The sequence below is a fragment of the Bradyrhizobium sediminis genome (genome assembly GCF_018736085.1).
Taxonomy (GTDB): Bacteria; Pseudomonadota; Alphaproteobacteria; order Rhizobiales; family Xanthobacteraceae; genus Bradyrhizobium; species Bradyrhizobium sediminis.
Map to the genome: position 1 here is coordinate 1199732 of NZ_CP076134.1, position 21048 is coordinate 1220779.

General features: G+C 65.3%; 15 protein-coding genes. 5 read left to right on the forward strand and 10 right to left on the reverse strand.

Features of this window, described 5'->3' with window-relative positions; all coding sequences use genetic code 11:
- Positions 1-123: 123 nt before the first annotated feature.
- On the reverse strand, positions 124-3129 hold the full coding sequence (gene putA, locus KMZ29_RS05770) for a bifunctional proline dehydrogenase/L-glutamate gamma-semialdehyde dehydrogenase PutA (protein WP_369810079.1): 3006 nt from the start codon (positions 3127-3129) through the stop codon (positions 124-126).
- 219 nt (positions 3130-3348) lie between these two features.
- Between putA and KMZ29_RS05775 the strand changes: the two genes are divergently transcribed.
- The gene (locus KMZ29_RS05775; RefSeq protein WP_215622831.1) at positions 3349-3906 is read left to right on the forward strand and encodes a hypothetical protein; all 558 of its coding nucleotides are present in this window, start codon (positions 3349-3351) and stop codon (positions 3904-3906) included.
- Positions 3907-4054: 148 nt separating this feature from the next.
- Here KMZ29_RS05775 and KMZ29_RS05780 read toward each other — a convergent pair whose 3' ends face one another.
- The 3 genes from KMZ29_RS05780 to KMZ29_RS05790 form a co-directional block, all read right to left on the reverse strand.
- Positions 4055-4255, reverse strand: a complete 201-nt coding sequence (locus KMZ29_RS05780; RefSeq protein ID WP_079600225.1) for a cold-shock protein — start codon at positions 4253-4255, stop codon at positions 4055-4057.
- A gap of 390 nt (positions 4256-4645) precedes the next feature.
- A complete protein-coding gene (locus KMZ29_RS05785) occupies positions 4646-4894 on the reverse strand; it encodes a hypothetical protein (protein WP_215622832.1) in 249 nt (82 codons plus the stop codon).
- 181 nt (positions 4895-5075) lie between these two features.
- Complete coding sequence (locus tag KMZ29_RS05790) at positions 5076-6812, reverse strand: adenylate/guanylate cyclase domain-containing protein (RefSeq protein WP_215622833.1); 1737 nt, start codon at positions 6810-6812, stop codon at positions 5076-5078.
- Positions 6813-7015: 203 nt separating this feature from the next.
- Here KMZ29_RS05790 and KMZ29_RS05795 point away from each other — a divergent pair, with 203 nt between their 5' ends.
- Positions 7016-8632, forward strand: a complete 1617-nt coding sequence (locus KMZ29_RS05795; RefSeq protein WP_215624157.1) for a glycosyltransferase family 39 protein — start codon at positions 7016-7018, stop codon at positions 8630-8632.
- Positions 8629-11544 carry a caspase family protein gene (locus KMZ29_RS26920; protein WP_215622834.1) on the forward strand — a complete coding sequence of 972 codons (2916 nt, stop codon included), beginning with the start codon at positions 8629-8631 and terminating at the stop codon, positions 11542-11544. Before KMZ29_RS05795 ends, KMZ29_RS26920 begins: the two co-directional genes overlap by 4 nt.
- A 212-nt stretch (positions 11545-11756) precedes the next feature.
- Here the strand turns inward: KMZ29_RS26920 and KMZ29_RS05805 are convergent, their stop codons facing one another.
- Positions 11757-12788: a YcjF family protein gene (locus KMZ29_RS05805; protein WP_215622835.1), complete on the reverse strand. Its 1032-nt coding sequence runs from the start codon at positions 12786-12788 to the stop codon at positions 11757-11759.
- Positions 12785-14254 carry a YcjX family GTP-binding protein gene (locus KMZ29_RS05810; protein ID WP_215622836.1) on the reverse strand — a complete coding sequence of 490 codons (1470 nt, stop codon included), beginning with the start codon at positions 14252-14254 and terminating at the stop codon, positions 12785-12787. The genes KMZ29_RS05805 and KMZ29_RS05810 overlap by 4 nt, the downstream gene beginning before the upstream one ends.
- 180 nt (positions 14255-14434) lie before the next feature.
- On the opposite strand from KMZ29_RS05810, the gene trhA reads away from it, so the two are divergent.
- Both trhA and KMZ29_RS05820 read left to right on the forward strand, forming a co-directional pair.
- Positions 14435-15127 carry a PAQR family membrane homeostasis protein TrhA gene (gene trhA / locus KMZ29_RS05815; protein WP_215622837.1) on the forward strand — a complete coding sequence of 231 codons (693 nt, stop codon included), beginning with the start codon at positions 14435-14437 and terminating at the stop codon, positions 15125-15127.
- Positions 15128-15157: 30 nt separating this feature from the next.
- Positions 15158-15952: an SDR family oxidoreductase gene (locus KMZ29_RS05820; RefSeq protein ID WP_215622838.1), complete on the forward strand. Its 795-nt coding sequence runs from the start codon at positions 15158-15160 to the stop codon at positions 15950-15952.
- 109 nt (positions 15953-16061) lie between these two features.
- Here the strand turns inward: KMZ29_RS05820 and mdlC are convergent, their stop codons facing one another.
- The 4 genes from mdlC to KMZ29_RS05840 all read right to left on the reverse strand — a co-directional run bounded on the left by mdlC (position 16062) and on the right by KMZ29_RS05840 (position 20984).
- The gene (gene mdlC, locus KMZ29_RS05825; RefSeq protein ID WP_215622839.1) at positions 16062-17687 is read right to left on the reverse strand and encodes a benzoylformate decarboxylase; all 1626 of its coding nucleotides are present in this window, start codon (positions 17685-17687) and stop codon (positions 16062-16064) included.
- Between the two features lie 124 nt (positions 17688-17811).
- Positions 17812-18666 (reverse strand): HTD2 family dehydratase, encoded by an 855-nt coding sequence (locus KMZ29_RS05830; RefSeq protein ID WP_215624158.1) that lies wholly within the window; start codon positions 18664-18666, stop codon positions 17812-17814.
- Between the two features lie 8 nt (positions 18667-18674).
- Positions 18675-19805, reverse strand: a complete 1131-nt coding sequence (locus KMZ29_RS05835; protein WP_215622840.1) for a CaiB/BaiF CoA transferase family protein — start codon at positions 19803-19805, stop codon at positions 18675-18677.
- Between the two features lie 9 nt (positions 19806-19814).
- Entirely contained in the window at positions 19815-20984 is a 1170-nt protein-coding gene (locus tag KMZ29_RS05840; RefSeq protein ID WP_215622841.1) for an acyl-CoA dehydrogenase family protein, read from the reverse strand.
- Between the last annotated feature and the right edge of the window lie 64 nt (positions 20985-21048).

Consider the following 21048-nt stretch of genomic DNA (forward strand, 5'->3'; position numbering starts at 1 on the left):
AAACTCCGCGAAGCAATCCATAGCTGCAACGGGGAAAGATGGATTGCTTCGTCGCGGAGCCTGTCATCGGGCGCGCGTTAGCGCGACCCGTTGGCTCCTCGCAATGACGGAAAAACCTCTGCTCTACTCCCCATCCGACATCAGCGCCGCATTGCCGCCGGCCGCCGCCGTATTCACGGTCACCGTCTGTTCGGTCGCAAATCGGGCCAGGTAATGCGGCCCGCCGGCCTTGGGGCCGGTGCCGGACAGGCCATGGCCGCCGAACGGCTGCACGCCGACCACGGCACCGATCATGTTGCGGTTGACGTAGATGTTGCCGGCCTGGAGCCGGTCGATCACGTCCTCGATGGTGTCGTCGATCCGCGAGTGAATGCCGAGCGTCAGTCCATAGCCGGAGCGTTCCACCGATTGCAGCACGTCATCGAGCCGATCCGCTGGATAGCGCACCACATGCAGCACGGGTCCGAATACTTCCTCGGTCAGTTGATCCGCGCTCGACAGCTCGAAAATGTGCGGCGCGACGTAGTTGCCGTCGGGAGCGGCGCCCGCAAAATGCTCGCGGGCCTCGCTCTTCATGCGCGCGATATGCGCCTCCAGCCGCTGCTTCGCCTCGGCATCGATTACCGGCCCGACATGGGTGGCCGGGTCGCGCGGATCGCCGATTGCCAATTCGCGGGCGGCGCCCGCTATCATCTCGATCATGCGGTCGGCGACGTCGTCCTGCATGAACAGGAGGCGCAGCGCCGAGCAGCGCTGGCCGGCCGAGCGGAATGCCGAGGTCACGACGTCGTCGGCGACCTGCTCGGGCAGCGCGGTGGCATCCACGATCATCGCATTGATGCCGCCGGTCTCCGCGATGAGCGGAACGATCGGGCCGTCCTTGGCGGCGAGCCGGCGATTGATCGACCGCGCGACCTCGGTCGAGCCGGTGAAGACGACGCCGGCGACGCCTTCATGCGCGACCAGCGCCGCGCCGATGCTGCCGTCGCCGGGAAGCAGATGCAGCGCCGAGGAGGGCACGCCGGCCTCGTGCAGCAGGCGAACCGCCTCGGCCGCGATCAGTGGCGTCTGTTCGGCGGGTTTCGCCACTACCGCGTTGCCGGCCATCAGGGCGGCCGAGACCTGGCCGACAAAGATCGCCAGCGGAAAATTCCACGGCGATATCGCGACGAAGACGCCGCAGCCGCGCAGCCGCAAGCGATTGCTCTCGCCGGTCGGTCCCGGCAAGGTCTTGTCCTGGCCAAACAGTTCGCGGCCCTCGGCGGCGTAGTAGCGGCAGAAATCGACCGCCTCGCGGACTTCCGAAAGCGCGTCGTCGAGGGTCTTGCCGCCCTCGCGCTGCAACAGCGCGATGAAATGAGCGGCTCTCTGCTCCAGCAGGTTGGCGGCCTGTTCGAGAAGTCTCGCGCGGTGATCCGCCGGCGTCCGGCTCCAGTGCTTGAATCCCTCCCGCGCGGCGGACATCGCGGCGTCCACCTGTTCCGGCGTCGCATCGACGATGCTTCCTGCCTCAAGGCTAACCTCCGCAGCGACGGCCGAAACCAACTCGCTCAAGGCCGCCCGATCGCCGAACTCCATACCGCGCGAGTTTTGCCGCTGCGGCTGATAGAGATCGCGGGGAGCGCGAATATTCGGGTGCCGCGCGTTGCCGGCTGTGCCGAGGATATCGGCCGGGCGATGCAGCAGCGTGGCCACCGGCACGGCATCGTCGGCGGCGGCCGCCACGAAAGAAGAATTGGCGCCGTTCTCCAACAGACGCCTCACCAGATAGGCCAGCAGATCGCGGTGGCTTCCGACCGGCGCATAGGTGCGACAGGCGATCCTGGGGCGATCCTCGCGCAATTGCGCATACAGCGCCTCGCCCATGCCGTGCAGCCGCTGAAACTCGAATCCGTCTTCACCGCCGGCCAGCTCGAGAACGGTCGCCACCGTCAGCGCATTGTGGGTGGCGAATTGCGGGAAGATGCGCCGCCGCAGCGCCAGCAGCTTTTGCGCGCAGGCCACGTAGTTCAGGTCGGTCATCGCCTTGCGGGTAAACACCGGATAGCCGTCGAGGCCGCGCTCCTGCGCGCGCTTGATCTCGGTGTCCCAATAGGCGCCCTTGACCAGCCGCAGCATCATCCGCCGGTTCAGCGCGCGTGCCAGTTCGTCGGCATAGGCGGTCACTGCCTCGGCGCGCTTCTGATAGGCCTGGATCGCCAACCCAAAACCGTCCCAGCCCTTCAGCGAGGCGTCGCTGAACGCGGCTGCGATCACCTCGAGCGACAGTTCCAGCCGGTCGGCTTCCTCGGCATCGACGGTGAAATTGAGGTCGAAGTCACGGGCGCGGCGCGCCAGATCGATCAGCCGCGGCACCAGTTCCGCCATCACCCGCCGCCTGCTCACCGCCTCGAAGCGCGGATGCAGGGCGGAGAGTTTGACCGAGATGCCAGGGCGGTCGGGCAGCGGCCGGGAATCGGCGACGCGGCCGATGGTCTCGATCGCGCTCGCATAGGAATTGAAATAGCGCTCGGCGTCGGCGGCGGTGCGCGCGCCTTCGCCGAGCATGTCGAAGGAATAGCGCGTGGCAAGGGAGGCATGCGCCCGCGCCAGCGCGGCCTCGATGGTTTCGCCCAGCACGAAATGGCTGCCCATCAGCCGCATCGCCTGCCGGGTGGCGGCGCGCACCGCGGGAATCCCGAGCCGCTTGGCGAGGCGCCCGATCGTGCCTTGTGGGGTTTCGCCGGGCTGAATGACGCGCGCCGACATCCCCAGCGCCCATGCCGAGGCATTGACCAGGAACGCGCTGGATCTGGTCTCGTGGTGGATGAAGTCACCCTGGCCGAGCTTGTCCTCGATGAACTGGTCGGCGGTGCGGCTGTCGGGCACGCGCAGCAGGGCTTCCGCCAGCACCATCAGCGCCAACCCCTCTTTGGTGGAGAGCGCGAATTCGCGAAGCATGTCCTCGACGCCGCCGAGCCGGTCGTCATGGGCGCGGATGGCGCCGATCAGGCGCGTCGCGGTGCGGTCGATCCGCGCATCCTGTTCCGCGCTCAACGCTGCCGCGGCGAGAAGCCGCGCCGCCATGGCGCCGTCGTTCGGCGCGTAGGCCGCCTCAAAGGACGGAAGGGGCAGGGGTTCCAATGCCATGACCACGCGACCTGAAGATTTCCGGGTGCTATCATGCAGCCGATCTTGGCACCGTGGAACCGCCGCGTTAGTTTTCGCGGGATTTTTCGGTTTGAACCGTGGCAGGCGATGGCGCTGACGGAGAGGCGGAAACGATCCGGCCGACCGGGCAAGACCTCGGGGTTTTGCAGTTCAGCCGCATGCCTTCTGGGTTTGGTGTTTACCGCGGCCTCGCCGGCAATGGCGGCGGAACTGAGCGCGCCGGTCGCGGCGCTCTACAGCACGGTGTCGATTTTTCCTCCCACGGCGCAGCGCATGACGGTTTGCTACGGATTCGTGTGCCGACGCCGTGAGATACTCGATTTCACCGCCAACGACCGCAACGCCCTGACGCAGATCATGGCGGCGGGCCGCGCCTCGGCCGCGGCGGAACGGGCGGCGGTGCAGAAGGCGGTGGTCTGGTTCGATCGCCGCATGGGGCCGATCCTCGGAACCGACAGACGCGTCGCCAAGGCGGATTTCCGCTACTTCGACGACAAGCACAATTACGATTGCTGGGACACCACTCGCAACACCACCAGCCTGCTGCTGGTGCTGCAGCAATGGGGCCTGCTCAAGCATCACGCCATCGGCGACCCGCGCTACCGGGGCAACGCGCTGGTGCTGCAGACGCCGCACAACACCGCGGTGCTGGTCGACCGCGCGACCCGGGTCGAATGGGTCGTCGACATGTGGCCGCGCGGCTACGCGCAGCTGCCGGACGTCATGACGGTTGAAAAATGGGTCAAGGAAGATTGAGCGAACCAGCGCGTTCTGCGCCGATTCCAATTCGCGCAAGAGCGATGCCCGCTCCTGCCCATGGCACTCGGTTCTTTTGAGATGTTCTTGGCAGTTTCACTCCCGGATCAAGTCCGAGAGTGCGCTGTTGCGGACCGCGCTCCCAGCCTCAAACCTTGAGGTTTTCGGCCGAGGTCTTGCCGCGATTGGCAACCTCTTCGTATTCCACCGTCTGCCCTTCGTTGAGCGTCGAAAGGCCGGCTTTCTCGACCGCCGAAATATGAACGAAAACGTCTTTGCCGCCACTCGAGGGCTGGATGAATCCAAAACCCTTGGTCGCGTTGAACCACTTCACAGTACCCTTAGCCATCACGTCGTCTCCGCGGGATCAAAAATAAAAACGGGCCGCCGGTCCCCGCAAACCGGCTGCCCGATAACCCACGATACGCCGGATGGGGCACGCTTGATAGCTCAAACCTCCTCTTGATTTCGGCGGAAACGAACGATATCGCGGCGCATTCGTGCTTTTTGCAGGTTTCCCGCTCATTTTGTGCCGCGGAACAACGCCATACGTGGCGGGTTCCGGTTGCTTGAACTGTCAAACAACGGCCGCCCGTTGCACTTGGGGACGGATGCCCAAGGTTCGTTGGCAACCGGGATTCAGCCGGTCGTCGCGGATGATCGACGATCCGGAGAAAAGGAAGCCCCGGCCGCCTGAGGCGACCGGGATTTTTTGAGCTGAGCGAAACCGACGTTCCCCTTACCAGGCGCAGACGTTGACGACGCGAAAGCGATAGCCGTACGGGGTCCAAACGCGGCGAGTCTGGTAGCAGCCTTCGCCGCCATAGCCGCCACCGATGAAGCCGATGCCGAAACCAAGACCGTGGTGGTGGTGGTGATGATGATGAGGCCATCCGCCCTTCCATCCCGCCGAAGCGGAGGTGGGAGCCAGCGCCATCGCGCCGAGGGATGCTGCTGCAACGAGGGCGAGAGAGAGTTTGCGAAGCATTGGTCGTTCTCCTGAATGTGCGCCGTGGCGCGGGTTGATAGTTACGGTTTCAGTCTTACCCATCGCACATCAGTCGCTGCCCTCGGGAGCGCGGTTCGAGAAAACAGCATGTGGCTCGGAGACAATTTTCTGAACGACTATTCAGGTGTGAAAAACATCACACAGCGATGTCACGCGGCAATCAGGCCGCGATAGCGTTCAATTCACTAACCAACGCAGACAGCGTCTTTGCATCAGCGACAGCGCGGACGATCATCGGCTCGGCGCGGCCGCGGATCGTGACTTCGTGCTGCGGCAGGCAATCTGCCGCAAGGCCGCCGGTGACGCGAACTTCTTCCGAAATGACGGCCTCGCAGGCGAGGGACTTCGTCATATCCTGCAGCCGCGCGGCGACATTGACCGCGTCGCCGAGCGCGGTGAACACCATGTGATCGCGGTAGCCGATGTCGCCGATGATCACCTCGCCGCCGTGAATGCCGATGCCGAAGCGGATCGGCTCTTGCAGGTCGTGGCTGAGAAATTGATTCAATTCGTCGATATTGGCGGCGATCAGGCTTGCGGCCTTGAGCGCCTGTCGGCAGGCGGTTTGCGGATCCGTCCCGAGTCCGAACAGCGCCAGCTGTCCGTCGCCGACGAACTGATTGGGCTGACCGCCGCATTCCATCACCGCCTGCGAGACCGCGCCGAGGAAGCGGTTGACGATGAAGACAGTGTCGAACGGCAACCGCTTTTCCGCGAGCTTGGTCGAGCCGCGCATGTCCACGAACATGCTGACGAGATAGCGTTCCTCGCCGATGCGGGACGGACTTGAAGTCCGCAAGGTCGCCGCCGTGATCTGCGGCAGGAAGATCTGGAAGAAGGATAGATCGGCTTCCGGCCTGAGCTGGCAGGCGAGGCGGATGGCCGGATCCGCGCCGGCCCCGACGCGGTTCAGCACGAACGCTTCGCGCTTGGAGGGCTCCGGCAGCGACGCGCAGTCGCCGATCACGCGAATGCGGCAGGTGGAGCAGCGGGCGCGCCCGCCGCAGACGCTGGCATGCGGGACATTATTGCGCAGGCTGGCCTCGAGCACGCTGAGCCCCTTCGGCACGCGAACCGTTTTGCCATTGCCATAGGACAGGCTGACCATGCCGGCCCGGCGTTCGTTGATGGCGCGTACGCCCCTTGCCAACATCACAAATCCCAACAGGCCGAGATAGCCGATCAGGAAATAATCCTCGATGCTCTTCAGTACGGCTTGTTCGGCTTGTGTGCCGACCTGCCGGGGCGTGAGATTTTCCGCCCTCCATTCCTTGCTGTCGTTGTCGACGACGGTTCGCCCGGCCTGATAGAGCCCGAGCATGGCCAGCGCCGGAACCAGCACCGCCGCCGCAAGCAGAAATGGCGCCGCGTTCTTGTAGAACGCTTTCATCCGCAGCCAGAAATAAAGACCGATGCAGCCATGGACCCAGGCGACGGTCATGACCGCGAGCATCAGCCAGATCTTGTACGGCCACACGATCCAGTACGCAAAAAGTACCTGCGGATAGAGCTTTTCGTGTGCGAACAGCGTCTGGCCGAGCCGCACGCCGGCAATGTGGGTGATGATGAGCGCCGGAATGCTCAGGCCGAGCACGAGTTGCAGGGGCTCGATCGCCTTCCAGCGGAATTGCCGACGCTCGTAGAGCGCCCAGAGGCCGAGACCGGCATGGACCAGTGCCGCGGTGTAAAACAGCATGGCGACCGGGAGAAATTGCCAGAACAGGGTGTGGAAATAGACCCCATCGGCCAGCGCCTCCATCGAGATATTGCCGAGCGCGTGATTGAGGAAGTGGCTGACCAGATAGGCGAACAATACCAGTCCGCAGCCGAGCCGGATTTGCCGGACGCTGATGCCGCGGATGAATTTCATGAGCGCTTCCGGGGATAGTGAGGCCATCTGGTGCTGTCGAATAATCCTGCGGTTCTGCCGATGTTAGTGGGGGAACGGCCCGGACGCCATGGGGAGTTGCTGCAAGTTGACACCCCCACCGGAGTCGGAGAGAAAGCGCCGTGACGATCACCCCGCCCGATCAGGCCAGCGCCAGGCTGGCCAGTCCTGCCTCTCGGCAACTGCTCGCGGTTGCCGCCGTCATCGTGGCGATGACGGCGATGCGGTTGATCTACGCAAGCGCGATCGATCTGCGCACAGACGAGGCCTACTACTGGACCTGGTCGAAGGAGGGCGTGCCGTCCTTCCTCGATCATCCCCCCGTCATTGCGTGGTTCATCCGCTTCGGCACCGCCATCTTCGGCGACACCAATCTGGGCGTGCGGTTTGCCGGCATACTGGCGATGCTGGTCACGCAGCTCCTGCTTGCCGATATCGTCCGGCGCGTGACCCATGACGTCCGCGCGGTTGCGCTGGCGTTGCTGATGCCGGAGGCCGCGCTCTATTACGGGCTGCTGATGGCCAAGGTCTCGCCCGACGTGGCAATGATCCCGTTTGCAGTGGCGATGATCTGGGCGTTGGTCCGGCTCGCCGAGAGTAACGATGCGCGCTGGTGGCTGGCCGCGGGTGTCTTCGCCGGGCTGGCGCTCTCATCGAAATTCACCGCCGTGATGCTGCTTCCGGCGGTCGCGGCCTTCATGCTGGTGCCGAAATGGCGCGGCCGCTGGCTGGCGAGCCCGTATCCGTGGCTCGCGGCGTTGATTGCGGTCGTGGTGTTTCTGCCGGTCCTGATCTGGAACTATCAGCACGACTGGGCCTCGTTCCGCTTCCAGCTGGTGCGTGCCACAGCGAGCCATGCATTGTCGCTTCGTACTGTCGGGGACTATATCGGGCTGCAGTTCGGGCTGGTCGGGTTCATCCTGCTGCCGGTGGTCTTGTCGGGCGTGGCGCTGACGGCGTGGCGGGGATACCGCCGGGGCGATGCGGTGGCCATTCTGCTGTCGACCGCCGTCATCGTTCCGTTCGGTTACTTCTTCTGGAAATCGCTGTCCTTAAGGGTCGGCGATACCTGGCCGATGTTCATGTGGCCGGTCGGATTTGCCGCCGCGGCCATCAACATCGCGATGCTGCCGCGCGACGGTTTTTCGGCATGGATGATCCAGTCAACGATGGCTTGGGCGAAGGTGGCGATCGCCTCCGGGATCATCTTCGTCGTTGCGGTGTTTCTCTATTACGTCGTCGGTCCCTGGAATTTCATCGGCCGGGCCGACCCGATCGGCGGCGAGGCGGGCTATGAGCAGGTGGTCGAGCGGGCGCAGGCGCAATTGCAGAAGACCGGCGCGACCTGGATCGCCACCACGGACTACCGGACCTACGCCATGCTGCGCTGGTTCTTCAAAGACCGCGTGCCGGTCATTCAGATCAACGAGCGCGGCAGGTTCGAAGGCTTCCGCGATCCCGGCATGAATGCGATCCGGGGCCACGCCGGCCTCTATGTCGGGCGCGAGCCCGACAACATCAGCCCGGTATGGCGGTCGACGACCGCGATCAGGGAGCCGCTCGAACGGGTCGAGCGCAGCTGGCGCGGCATCGTGATGGATACCTATGCGCTTGAAAAACTCACCGGCTGGACGCCGGAGCTGTCGCCGCCAAAGGACTCGCCGCTCTACCGCCCGCGGGTGCTGGCAGGCGATGATCAGCCGCTATTCCGCGGCCCAAACGAAATGGCAGATCAGCCGCCCGCCTTATTTCTGACCGCTTCCATTCAGACCTCGTTCAGTGGCAAGCTAGATAATCTGCATCGGCTCCTTATCGCGGGATTCTCATGAAGCATCAGCGCAAATTCCTGTTGGTCTTGTTCTCGGTGCTTCTTTTCTGGGATTTGGCCTTGGCCAGCGCCCATGCGGCGGAAACGCGCATCGCGCTGGTCGTCGGCAACGCAAATTACTCAGCGGGAGCCCTTCCGACACCCGCCAACGATGCCGGTTTGATCGCGCAAACCCTTCAGGCTGCCGGCTTCGACGTGGTCGGGGTTCGCGACCTCGATCAGGATTCCCTGCGCAAGACGTTCCGCGATTTTATCGCCAAGGTCTCCGCGGCAGGCCCCGATACGGTGTCATTCGTCTACCTCAGCGGCTACGGATTGCAGCTGGAAGGCGAAAACTACTTTGTGCCGACGGACGCGAACATTGCACGTGATGCGAATGTCTCCTCCGAGGCGTTGCGCATTTCGGACTACACCAAGCCGCTTGCAGCTCTCGGCATCAAGGCAAACATCATCGTTCTTGATGCTGCTCGAGCCAACCCGTTTGCGAAATCCGGCTCCCCGCTTGCGGGCGGGTTGGCCCTTGTCGAGCCGGAACCCGGAACTCTGATCGCCTTCAACGCGGCGCCGGGAACGGTCGTGCAGAACGAGGCCGGTCCGTATTCGCCTTACGCCCAGGCACTTGCGGAGATGATGCGCGAGGGCGGCCTTCCGGTGGCAGACCTGTTCAGCCGGGTCCGTCTTCGGGTGAACGAGATCACCAAGGGCGCGCAAGTGCCATGGAATGCTTCAAAGCTGCAGGCGCCGTTTTACTTCTTTGAGCGGGCGCCGGATGCGCCTCCGCCCCAGGTTTCGCCCGAGCAGTCTTCAACGATCCGCTCGAAACCGATCCGTGATTTTGACGCGCGGGATGCCTATCTCGCGGCCCTCGATCGCGACAATCTGCAGGACTATGAAAACTTCCTCGTTGCCTATCCCAACGATCCGATGGCTCGCCGCGTGCGGGCAATTGTTGCAGCTCGCCGCGAGGCCATAACGTGGCGGCGCAGTCGGAGCGTCGATACGCCAGCCGCTTACTGGTCGTATCTGCGCCGTTATCCGAACGGCTTTCATGCCAACGATGCGCGACGCCGGCTGGCATATTTGACGGCCGCGCTCGAGCCGCCGCCGAGATTCGAAATCATCAGCTACGACGTGCCTCCGCCGCCGCCGGAAGAGATCATTTACGTTGAACGGCCGGTGCTGGTTTTCGACGATCCGGATTTCGGATTTGCGCCGCCGCCGCCACCGCCGGTTTTTTTCCTGCCGCCGCGACCGGTCTATTTCGTGGAGTTGGCTCCGCCGCCGCCGCCGGTCTATGCCTATGTTCTTCCCGTTCCGGTTTATGCGCCGGTACCGGTGTGGGTCAATCCACCGCGATACGTCGCGCCGCCGCCGAATAACTTCATCTACAACAACATCCACAACACGGTTATCGTCAACAACACGACCAATACCGTGACGGTTACCAAGCCAGGCGGACAGACCCAGACACTTACACCGCCGGCGCCACCCCCCGCGTCGCAGCCGCAGCCTCCTGTTGCCGGCGGCAAAATTGCTCCCGCCGGCGGGGGCGCTGCCGCTTTGCTCGCACCTTCGCTGCCGCCATCGGTGGCGCCGAAAGCGATCCCGGTTCAGACGACAACCCCGCCAAGCACGCCATCTCCGGGTCAGGCGCCGCCTGCCGGTGCACCGCCGGCGATCGGCAAGCCTCCGGTCGCGGGTCAGCCGCTGGCTACTCCTTCTCCTTCGCCGCCGGGGCAAACGGCTCCTCCGGGGCCGGCACCGAAAGCGCTAACAGGACAGCCGCTGCCGGGCGCTGGCGGTCAACTGCTGCCGCCAGCAAGCGGCAAGCCACCGGTCGCAGGTCAACCGCTGCCTCCTTCCTCGGCTTCACCTGCGCCGGTGCAAACGCCTCTCCCTGGGCAAGCGCCGAAATCGCTGACAGGACAACCGCTGCCCGGCGCTGGCGGTCAACTGCTGCCGCCAGCAAGCGGCAAGCCACCGGTCGCAGGTCAACCGCTGCCTCCTTCCTCGGCTTCACCTGCGCCGGTGCAAACGCCTCTCCCTGGGCAAGCGCCGAAATCGCTGACAGGACAACCGCTGCCCGGCGCTGGCGGTCAACCGCTGCCGCCAGTAAGCGGCAAGCCACCGGTCGCGGGTCAGCCGCTGCCTTCTCCCTCGGCTTCCCCTGTGCCGGGGCAAACGACTCTCCCTGGGCAAGCGCCGAAATCGCTGACAGGACAACCGCTGCCCGGCGCTGGCGGTCAACCGCTGCCGCCAGTAAGCGGCAAGCCACCGGTCGCGGGTCAGCCGCTGCCTTCTCCCTCGGCTTCCCCTGTGCCGGGGCAAACGACTCTCCCTGGGCAAGCGCCGAAATCGCTGACAGGACAACCGCCGCCCGGCGCTGGCGGTCAACCGCTGCCGAAGCCACCTGCGGTTACACCCCCAACTTCGCCACCACCGCCGCCTGTGGTGCGAGCGCCGCCACCGCCGCCGCCTGTGGTGCGGGCGCCGCCACCGCCGCCGCCTGTGGTGCGGGCGCCGCCACCGCCGCCGCCTGTGGTGCGGGCGCCGCCACCGCCGCCGCCTGTGGTGCGGGCACCGCCACCGCCGCCGCCTGTGGTGCGAGCACCGCCGCCACCGCCGCCTGTGGTGCGAGCACCGCCACCGCCGCCGCCTGTGGTGCGGGCGCCGCCACCGCCGCCGCCTGTGGTGCGGGCGCCGCCGCCACCGCCGCCTGTGGTGCGGGCACCGCCACCACCGCCGCCTGTGGTGCGGGCGCCGCCACCGCCGCCGCCGCCTGTGGTGCGAGCACCGCCGCCACCGCCGCCTGTAGTGCGTGCGCCACCACCGCCGCCTCCGGTTGCGCGACCAGCCCCGCCCGCGGCAGGAAAGCCGTGCGTACTTCCGAACGGTCAACCCTGTCCTCGATGACTTGGGAGCGCGCTTGAGATTGGAGCCGCGGCACAACGCGATGAGAGTTCAAGGAAAGACCGCGAAAGAAGTGCATCTCTCTTCGGGCGCTTCCGAAGATAATTGGTCCGCTCGATCGCAGCAATTTCCGGCGCTCGGCCTGAACAAGATCAAAGCTGGCCATCCCTTGGGGTGGCCTTCTTGTTTGGCTTAGGAAATCGCGCCGGAATCTCTCACCCCTCGCCGTCGCGTTTGCGCAACAAATCCCTGGCGAGGTCCGCGAGCGCGGGACGCGGCAGGGCGGTGAACGGCAGCGGGCGGGTGACGTCGATGGCGGCAAGCCCGAGCCGCGCGGTCAGCAGCCCGTTCAGGACGCCTTCGCCGAGCCGCTGCGACAGCTTGGCCGCGATGCCGTGGCCGAGCACCTGCTGAATCAGGCTGTCGCTCGCCGCCATGCCGCCGGTGATGGCGAGGTGCGCGATGACGTGGCGCATCAGCCTGAGCATGCCGAGCGCGCCCGGCCGTCCGCCGTAGAGCAGCGCGAGCTGCCGGATCAGCCGCAGCGACGCCACGAAGACAAACAGCACGTCGAACAGCGCGCGCGGGCTGACAGCGGTGACGATCGAGACGCGCTGCGCGGCCGATGAGACCAGCCGGCGCGCCTCCTGATCGAGCGGCATCATCAGTTCGCGCTCCGCCAGCCGGATCATGTCGGCGCCGTCGATGATGTCGCCGGCATGGCCCTGCAATGCGGCGCGGGCCCGCGCCAGATGCGGGTTCTGGTGCGCAAGGCCGAGGAGATCGCGGACGATGGCGCGGCTTTCCGTGCGATCGTCGCTGACGAGCACGGCGCCGGCGCGCAGATGCAGTTTTTCGATTGTGGCAAGCCGCGCCAGCCCGAAGGCTTCGCGCGCGATAACGATCGCAAGCGCCAGCGCGGCGGCGATGGCAAAGGCCAGTCCGACAATGCCGAGGCTCTCGCTGCGTGCGAACAGGTCTTCGATCAGGCGGGTCACGCCCAGCCCGAGGCCGAGCAGGGTCAACCCACCGACCGCGCTCCAGAACACCATGCCCCAGCGAAAACGGCGCTGCACGGGAACGAGCGGCGCCTCGACCGGGACCGGCAGCAGCGAGGGATCCGCTTCCGGCCTGACATGCACGGTGCCGCGGGACGGGCGGCTTGAATCGTCCGGATCCGTCACGATGACGGCGGGGTCGTCGAGCTTGAAGGTCGCCGGCCGCCGGTGATGGGGACGCTCGCTCATTGCAGTCTGTCTCCGATCAGGAACTGGAGGGCGCGGTCGAGGCGGATATGAGGCAGGGCCGGCTCCTCGGTGCCTTCGTGCTCGAGCAGGGGCGGACGAAAGCGAAGAAAGCGGAAGTCGGTCTTTTCGGCCGACGCGCTGGAGAGGCCGCGAAAGGCGCCGTCGCCCTTGAACAGGTCTTCCGGGTCGGCCGGCAGGTCGCCGGGAAAGGTCGCGACCTCGGTGTTGCCGTCGAAGGTTTCGCCGTTTGCGACCTCGCCGGGGGCGGGTGTCCCCAGGATCGAAGGCAGTTTGTCCCGGCCGCGCGCGACCTGCGCCTCGCGGGTGGCGCGGACTGCGGCCAGTGCGACGACGTCGATCTCGGCGCCGGTGTCCTCGGCGCGCGCGGCGGCCTTGCCGACGGTTCGCCGCAGCACCGCCTCGAGGCGGTCGTGGCTGGAATGATGCAGATGATCGGCCTTGGTCGCGGCAAACAGGATGCGGTCGATCCGTGGCCGGAACAGGGTGCTCAAAAAGGTGCTGCGCCCGATCCTGAAGCAATCCAGGATTCCCGCCAGCGCCGCTTCGAGGTCGTGCAACGCTTCCGGTCCGGCATTGAAGGCCGAGAGCGCATCGACCAGCACGACTTGGCGGTCGAGCCGCGAGAAATGATCGCGGAAGAACGGACGGACCACGACGTCCTTATAGGCCTCGTAACGCCGGACCATCATCGCCCACAGCGATCCCTCGGGGGCTGACCCGCCAACCGGCAGGTCGAGCGGCGCGAAGGTCAGCGCCGGGGTATCGGCGAGATTGCCGGGCATCAGGAAGCGGCCGGGCGGCAGCAGGCTCATGGCGAAACGTTCGTCGCGGCAGGCGCGCAGATAGTCGGTGAACAGCCGCGCGGCCGTCAGCGCCGCCTGTTCGTCTGCCTGCGCTTCCGCGACCAGGGTGGCGAGATGGCCGTGCCATGGCGCCGCCAGCCCGGCGCGAAGCGGCTCCCGCGATAGCGCGAGGCTCTCGGCCGACCATTGCTCGTAGCTCTTGTTGAGCAGCGGCAAGTCGAGCAGCCATTCGCCGGGATAGTCGACGATATCGAGGGTCAGCGTGCGGTCGGCGCCGTTCTGCCGCTGGTAGTCGATCACGAGCCGGAGCTCGCTGATATCGATCGTCGAATTCGGCCAGTGCCGCTCCTCGATCAGGGTACGAACGTGGTTCTCATAGGCAAAGCGGGGCACCGCGTCGTCGGGCTGCGGCTCCAGCCGGGCGCGGGCGATCCGCCCAGTTGCGAACGGTTCGAAGATCGGGAAGCGGCCGCCGCGGGTGAGGCCATGGATCAGCGCGGTGATGAATACGGTCTTGCCGGCGCGTGACAGCCCGGTGACGCCAAGCCGGATCGTCGGATTGAAAAAATGGTCGCCATAGTCCATCAGGGCCCGCGCCGACAGGCGCGCTTCCTCGACGATATCTTGAAAACTGAGGGCCATGCGGGCGGGGAGAGCTCGGTTTGAGGGAGGCCGTCGGCGGGAGAATGAGGGGAAAGTGGCGATTTGCCGGGCAAAATCAAGTTTCATACTTAGGACGCGATTGCGGCGGAGAAGTCCGGCTTCGTTGACCTCCCCGGAGGTATGTCTTAACGCTTCGCTACCGAAGCCTGCCGGGGCGCCATGACCGTCTTCAAATTGAAACAACTCGCCTCGACCTCCGTCCATGCGGCCGGCGCCATGCTCTGGAATTACGATCGGGCCGAGCTGATCGCCGACGGCGTCGTGCACGGCATCGGCGTGTTCTGCGGCGTGGTCGCGGCCACCGTGCTGATCGTGTTGACCGCGGTCTACGCCACCGCATTCCAGGTGGCTGTCGTCTCGGTCTACGCCGCCGGGCTGTTGGCTATGCTGGTGCTGTCGGCGACCTACAATCTGTGGCCGGTGTCGCGCGCCAAATGGGTGCTGCGCCGCTTCGATCACTCGGCGATCTATGTGCTGATCGCGGCGACCTATACGCCGATCATCATGGAATTGAAGGACAGCGTCTTCGCGGTCGTGCTGCTGATCGGGGTGTGGTGCGTGGCGATCGTCGGCGTCGTGCTCAAGCTGGCGCTGCCGGGCCGCTACGACCGGGTCGCGGTCGGCCTCTATCTGGCAATGGGCTGGAGCGGCATCATGCTCTACGATGCGGTGGTGTCGGCGCTGCCGAGCCTGGCGCTGTGGTTCGTGCTCGCGGGCGGCGCGCTGTATAGTTTCGGCGTCATCTTTCATGCGTGGCAGCGGTTGCGTTTCCAGAACGCGATCTGGCATTGCTTCGTGCTGCTGGGCGCGGGCTGCCATTACACTGCCGTGCTCGATCTGGTTCTGACCTGAGATTTTCAACAAACAATTCGGAGCGTGGCGATGCAGGTGGCGGGTAAGGTCGTGGTTGTCACCGGAGGCGCCAACGGCATCGGTCGCGCGCTGTGCGAAGCCTTTCACCGCGCCGGCGCCGCGAAGGTCGTCGTCGCCGATCTCGATGTGGCAAATGCGCGAGCCGTCGCTGCTTCGGTCGATGGTGCTGCGTTCAAATGCGATGTCGGGCAGGAAAAGGACATCATCCACGTCATCGAGGAGACCGAGCAGAAGTTCGGCCCAATCGCGCTGTTCTGCTCCAACGCCGGCATCGGCGGCGGTTTCGATCCGCTGTCGGTGAATGCCGGCGGCAATTCCGACGAGCCCTGGGCGCGAAGCTGGGCGATCCATGTCATGGCGCATGTCTATGCCGCCCGGCATTTGATCCCGCGCATGAAGGCGCGCGGCGGCGGCTATTTCCTCAACACGATTTCCGCAGCCGGCCTGCTGTCGCAGGTTGGAAGCCCGGCCTATTCGACCACCAAGCACGCCGCGGTGGGGTTTGCGGAGAACCTTGCGATCTCGCACAAGGCCGACGGCATCAAGGTTTCGATCCTGTGCCCGCAAGGCGTCGACACCAATATGCTGCGGTCGATCCCGAAGGGCCCGCAATCCGGCGACGGCGATCTCTCGCCGGAACAGGTGGCGCAGGATGTGCTGAAGGGGCTCGAACAGGAGACCTTCGTGATCCTGCCGCACCCGCAAGTGCTGGGCTACATGCGCAAGAAGACCGAGGATTACGATCGCTGGATCGCCGGCATGGCGAAGATCCAGGCGAAGATGCGGGAAAGTTACGGCAAGTAGGAGCCCTCGCCGTCATTGCGAGCGAAGCGAAGCAATCCATAGAGCGGCAAGAAAGAATGGATTGCTTCGTCGCTGACGCTCCTCGCAATGACGGCGTGAGCGTTGGGCCTCAGCTCTTCTGCGCGTAGAGCAGCGGCACCGCGGAATCCACCATCACCTCGATCAGGCTGACGCCGTCATGTGCGAGGCCGCGCTGCAGAGCGGGCGCGAGATCGGATGATTTGTCGACGCGCACGGCGTCGCAGCCCATGCCTTCCGCGATCCGGACAAAGTCGATACCGGGCAGGTCCAGGCCGGGCACGTTGCGCACCTGCATGACCTGGCTGAACGAGCGCATCGCGCCGTAGCCGGCATTGTTGATCACCACCACCGTCAACGGCAGCCTGCGCTGCGCCGCGGTCCACAGCGCCTGGATCGAATACATCGCCGAGCCGTCGCCGATCAGGCAGACCGTCCTGCAGCCGGGGCGGCCGAGCGCCATGCCGACCGCGGCGGGCAGGCTGTAGCCGAGGCCGCCGCTTGCCATGGTGTAAAAACTGTCCTGCCCGCGCATCGGCATGAATTTCTGCATCGCCGGACGATGCGACGGGGCTTCCTCCACCAGCACGGCGTCGCCGGGCATGGCCGACGAGAGCGCGTGCAGCAGGTATTCGACCGGAATCGGATCGGCCGCTTTTGGTGCGGGCGGCACGATCCGGCCGGCCGGAATCGCGCGTTTGGTCTCGGGTAGCCATTCCAGCAGCATCGCCAGTGCCGGCTTCATGGTCGCGATGATGCTGGTGCCAACAGGCGAAACCGAAGCCGCATCGGCATCGTCGGTGATCTGGAAGATCGTGGTGGCGCCGTCGAAGATCGAGGCGTGGCCTTCGACGTGGAAGGTGAAGACCGGCGCGCCGATCACGACCACCAGATCATGCTCGCGCAGGGCATCCGAGAGCTGCGCCGGCGAGGCGTGCAGGAAGCCCGCGAATTGCGGATGCCGCTCCGGGAAACTGCAGCGCGCCGAAAACGGGCTGACCCAAACGGACGCTCTCGTCTTCTCCGCAACCTTCACCATCAGGTCGACGGTTTGCGCGCGGTCGACGCCGGGCCCGACCACCAGGGCAGGGCGCCTGCTCGCGGATAGCGCTTCAACCAGCGCCTTCATCGCGCTGGCGTCGGGGCCGAGCTCGCGGCTGACACTGCGGGCCTCGATGGCCTGGGTCTGATGGCTCCAGTCGTCGATCGGCACCGAGACGAAGGTAGGACCGCAGGGCGGCTGCATCGCCACGTAATAGGCGCGCGCGATTGCGGCCGGGACGTCCTCGGCCCGCGCCGGCTCGACGCTGTATTTGACGTAAGGCCGCGGAAATTCCGATGCGCGTTCGGCATAGAGAAAGGCCTGCAGCGGCAGGATCGAGCGCGCCTGCTGGCCAGCCGTGATCACCAGCGGGGTCTGGTTGCGGTGCGCGGTATAGATATTGCCGAGCGCGTTGCCGACGCCGGCGGCGGAATGCAGATTGACGAAGCCGGCGTTGCGGGTGGCCTGCGCATATCCATCGGCCATGCCGATCACGGAGGCTTCCTGCAACCCCAGCACATAGTCGATGTCGCCGGGCCAGTCGCTGAGGAACGGCAATTCGGTCGAGCCGGGATTGCCGAACACTTTCTTGATGCCGAATGCCCGCAACAGATCCAGCGTGGCCTGCTTGACGCTGACCAATGTCGATGCGGTTTTGGCGGGCTTGCGGGACAATGCCTTTGACCTCAAAAGCGATTTGAGCCGGTCATTCCGGGATGGTGCGTCAGCGCCAGACCCGGAATCTCGAGATTCCGGGTTCGATGCTTCGCATCGCCCCGGAATGACGGGGCCGTGTGTATCACCACGTGGCGGTACCCTTCATGGTCGGCTGACCTGCCGAATTCGCGGTCCATAGCTCCATGCCGGCAGCGGTGTCGTTGGCGTTGATGGAGAACTCGCTGCCTTCGAACAGCGGCTGCACGCCGCGATAGCTGAATTTCTTCGGCGCCTTGCCGCCGTGAAGCTTGGCGGCGAGTTCGACGATGAAGGCCGCCTGCATCGGACCGTGGAAGACGAGGCCCGGATAGCCCTCGACCCTGGTGACGTAATCGCGGTCGTAATGGATGCGGTGGCCGTTGAAGGTCAGCGCCGAATAGCGGAACAGCAGCACGGGATCGGCCATGTGGCTTTCGCGATATTTCGCGACGGGCGGCGGTGGCGGGGCCTTGGCTGGCGCCGCCGGCTGCGCGGTCGACATGTCGCGATAGACGATATCCTGCCGTTCGCGGATCGCGGTGCCGCGCTGCGTCGTGATCAGATGTTCGACCGAGACGAAGCACAGCACGCCGGTGCTGCCGCTCTTCATCGTCACGTCGGAGATGCGCGAGGTGCGCTTGGCTTCATCGCCGACCCGGAGCGGCTCGAGAAATTCCAGTTCGCCGCCGGCCCACATCCGGCGCGGCAGCGGCACCGGCGGCAGGAAGCCGCCGCGGGTCGGGTGGCCGTCCTGACTCAGTTCCGACATCGGGAATACCGGCTGCGCCAGGCACCAATGCACGGTCCACGGCGCCGCGTCTCCCGGCTTCGGTTCGCCGATCTCCTGGAACAGCGTGGCACGCAGGCCCTTCACCAGTTGCGCGGTGACGATATCGGACGCCTCCTCGGTGCGGCCGATCCATTGCCGCAGGTGATCGATGTCGAGCTTTTCGGCGATGGCTTCGGTCATGATGATGTGGCCCGGGCGCGAGGGGTTTTCGGAAGTTCGCCGTGGTCGCCGATGCCGGGAACGGCGCCATAGTGACGCGGCTCACCCACGAAGATCGCGGCGGGCGCGGCATAGGTCACTTTGCCGTTCGGCGTATCGACCTCGATACGGCGCAGATGCGGATGCACGGCGAGATCGGCCATGGTGTTGACCTCGGCAAACGCAATGTCGGCATCCGCCAGGCGTTTCAGGAGATTTTCGCGGGTCATGGTGGCAAAGCTGTCGCCGACCGCCTTGTCGGTGAGCGCGCGGTTGCGGACGCGCTCGACCATGTTGGCGAAGCGGGGATCATTCGGCAGGTCGGGCTTATCAAGCACGTCGGCGCAGAGCTTTTTCCATTCGCGCTCGCTCTGGATCGAGATCAGGATTCCCTTGCCGTCCTTCGATTGGAAAACCCCGTAGGGCGCGATCGAGGGATGGGCCAGCGCCATCCGCTTCGGCGGGTTGCCGGCTTCCGAATTGAGCAGCGGCACCGCCAGCCAGTCGGCCATGACGTCGAACATCGAAATCCGGATGTCGGCGCCCTTGCCGGTGCGGCCGCGCGCGATCAGCGCCTCGAGGATCGAGGCGTGCGCGGTGGCGCCGGTGGCGATATCGACGACCGAGATGCCGACCCGCGACGGTCCTTCCGGTCCGCCAGTGATCGAGGCCAGCCCGCTCTCGGCCTGGATCAGGAGGTCATAGGCCTTGCGATCGGCATAGGGGCCGTCGTCGCCATAGCCGGAGATGGTGCAGCAGATCAGCGCCGGATAGTCCTTCCTCAGGCGCTCCAGCGAAAAGCCGAGCTTGTCCATCGAGCCCGGCTTGAGGTTCTGCAGCAGGACGTCGGCGCCGGCGATCAGCTCTTCGAGGCTTTGCCGGCCTTCCGTGGTGGCGAGGTCGATCACCACGGAATCCTTGCCGCGGTTGAGCCAGACGAAATAGCTGCTCTGTCCCTTCGCCGCAGCGTCATAGCCGCGAGCGAAATCACCCTCCGGCCGCTCCACCTTGATGACATGGGCGCCGGCATCCGCCAGCCGCGAGCTGCAGAACGGGGCGGCGACCGCCTGTTCGACGGCGATGACGGTCAGTCCTTCGAGCGGCAGCATTGGTTTTACTCAGTAGGAGCGAGGCATGCCGAGCACGTGTTCGGCGACGTAAGACAGGATCAGATTGGTCGAGATCGGTGCGACCTGGTAGAGCCGGGTCTCGCGGAATTTGCGTTCGACGTCGTATTCTTCCGCGAAGCCGAAGCCGCCATGGGTCTGCACGCAGGCATTGGCCGCTTCCCAGGAAGCGTCGGCCGCCAGCATCTTGGCCATATTGGCCTCGGCGCCGCAATCGAGCCCGGCCTCGTATTTGCGGGTCGCTTCCCGCACCATCAGCTCGGCGGCGCGCATCGCCGCATAGGACTTGGCGATCGGAAACTGGATGCCCTGATTTTGACCGATCGGGCGGCCGAATACGCTGCGCTCCTTGGCGTAGGCGCTAGCCTTGGCGATGAACCATTTAGCGTCGCCGATGCATTCCGACGCGATCAGGATGCGTTCGGCGTTCATGCCGGAGAGGATGTAACGAAAGCCCTTGCCTTCCTCTCCGATCAGGTTTTCGGCCGGCACCCGCATGTCGGTGAAGAACACTTCCGTCGTGGCGTGGTTCATCATGGTGCGGATCGGGCTGATCGTGAGCCCGTTGCCCTTCGCCGCCTTCATGTCGACGATGAACACCGACAGGCCGTCGGTGCGCTTTTTGGATTTCTCCTTCGGCGTGGTGCGCGCCAGCAGGATCATCAGGTCGGAATATTCGGCGCGGCTGGTCCAGATCTTCTGGCCGTTGACGATGTAGTCGCCGTTGCCGTCGCGCCTGGCAAAGGTCTTCAGCGAGGAGGTATCGGTGCCGCTGGTCGGCTCGGTGACGCCGAACGCCTGCAACCGCAACTCGCCGGTGGCGACCTTCGGCAGCCATTTGGCTTTCTGCTCGTCGCTGCCGTGCCGCAGCAGCGTGCCCATGGTGTACATCTGGGCATGGCAGCCGCCGCCATTGCATCCGGCGCGCTGGATCTCCTCGAGGATTGCGGCCGCGGCCGACAGCTTCAGTCCGGCACCGCCATATTCCTCGGGGATCAGAACCGAGAGATAGCCGGCTTCGGTCAGCGCATCGACGAAGGCCTTGGGATAGGCCATCTCGCGGTCGAGCTTGCGCCAGTATTCGCCGGGAAACTGGGCGCAGAGCTTGGCGACGGCGTCGCGGATATCGGCATAATCGTCGTGGTGTTCGGTTGCGGTCATCTGAACTCGGCTGGTGGATCGAGGGCGCATGGCAGCCCGCGGCGCGGTTAAAACCCTGCGCCGT

Coding starts and splice junctions, on each gene's coding strand:
- KMZ29_RS05790 (WP_215622833.1), bottom strand. CDS start 6,812: ATGGCCTCACTATCCCCGGAAGCGCTCATGAAATTCATCCGCGGCATC.
- KMZ29_RS05835 (WP_215622840.1), bottom strand. CDS start 19,805: ATGCTGCCGCTCGAAGGACTGACCGTCATCGCCGTCGAACAGGCGGTC.
- KMZ29_RS05840 (WP_215622841.1), bottom strand. CDS start 20,984: ATGACCGCAACCGAACACCACGACGATTATGCCGATATCCGCGACGCC.
- KMZ29_RS05785 (WP_215622832.1), bottom strand. CDS start 4,894: ATGCTTCGCAAACTCTCTCTCGCCCTCGTTGCAGCAGCATCCCTCGGC.
- putA (WP_369810079.1), bottom strand. CDS start 3,129: ATGGCATTGGAACCCCTGCCCCTTCCGTCCTTTGAGGCGGCCTACGCG.
- KMZ29_RS05820 (WP_215622838.1), top strand. CDS start 15,158: ATGCAGGTGGCGGGTAAGGTCGTGGTTGTCACCGGAGGCGCCAACGGC.
- KMZ29_RS05805 (WP_215622835.1), bottom strand. CDS start 12,788: ATGAGCGAGCGTCCCCATCACCGGCGGCCGGCGACCTTCAAGCTCGAC.
- trhA (WP_215622837.1), top strand. CDS start 14,435: ATGACCGTCTTCAAATTGAAACAACTCGCCTCGACCTCCGTCCATGCG.
- KMZ29_RS26920 (WP_215622834.1), top strand. CDS start 8,629: ATGAAGCATCAGCGCAAATTCCTGTTGGTCTTGTTCTCGGTGCTTCTT.
- KMZ29_RS05810 (WP_215622836.1), bottom strand. CDS start 14,254: ATGGCCCTCAGTTTTCAAGATATCGTCGAGGAAGCGCGCCTGTCGGCG.
- KMZ29_RS05775 (WP_215622831.1), top strand. CDS start 3,349: ATGGCGGCGGAACTGAGCGCGCCGGTCGCGGCGCTCTACAGCACGGTG.
- KMZ29_RS05780 (WP_079600225.1), bottom strand. CDS start 4,255: ATGGCTAAGGGTACTGTGAAGTGGTTCAACGCGACCAAGGGTTTTGGA.
- KMZ29_RS05795 (WP_215624157.1), top strand. CDS start 7,016: ATGACGGCGATGCGGTTGATCTACGCAAGCGCGATCGATCTGCGCACA.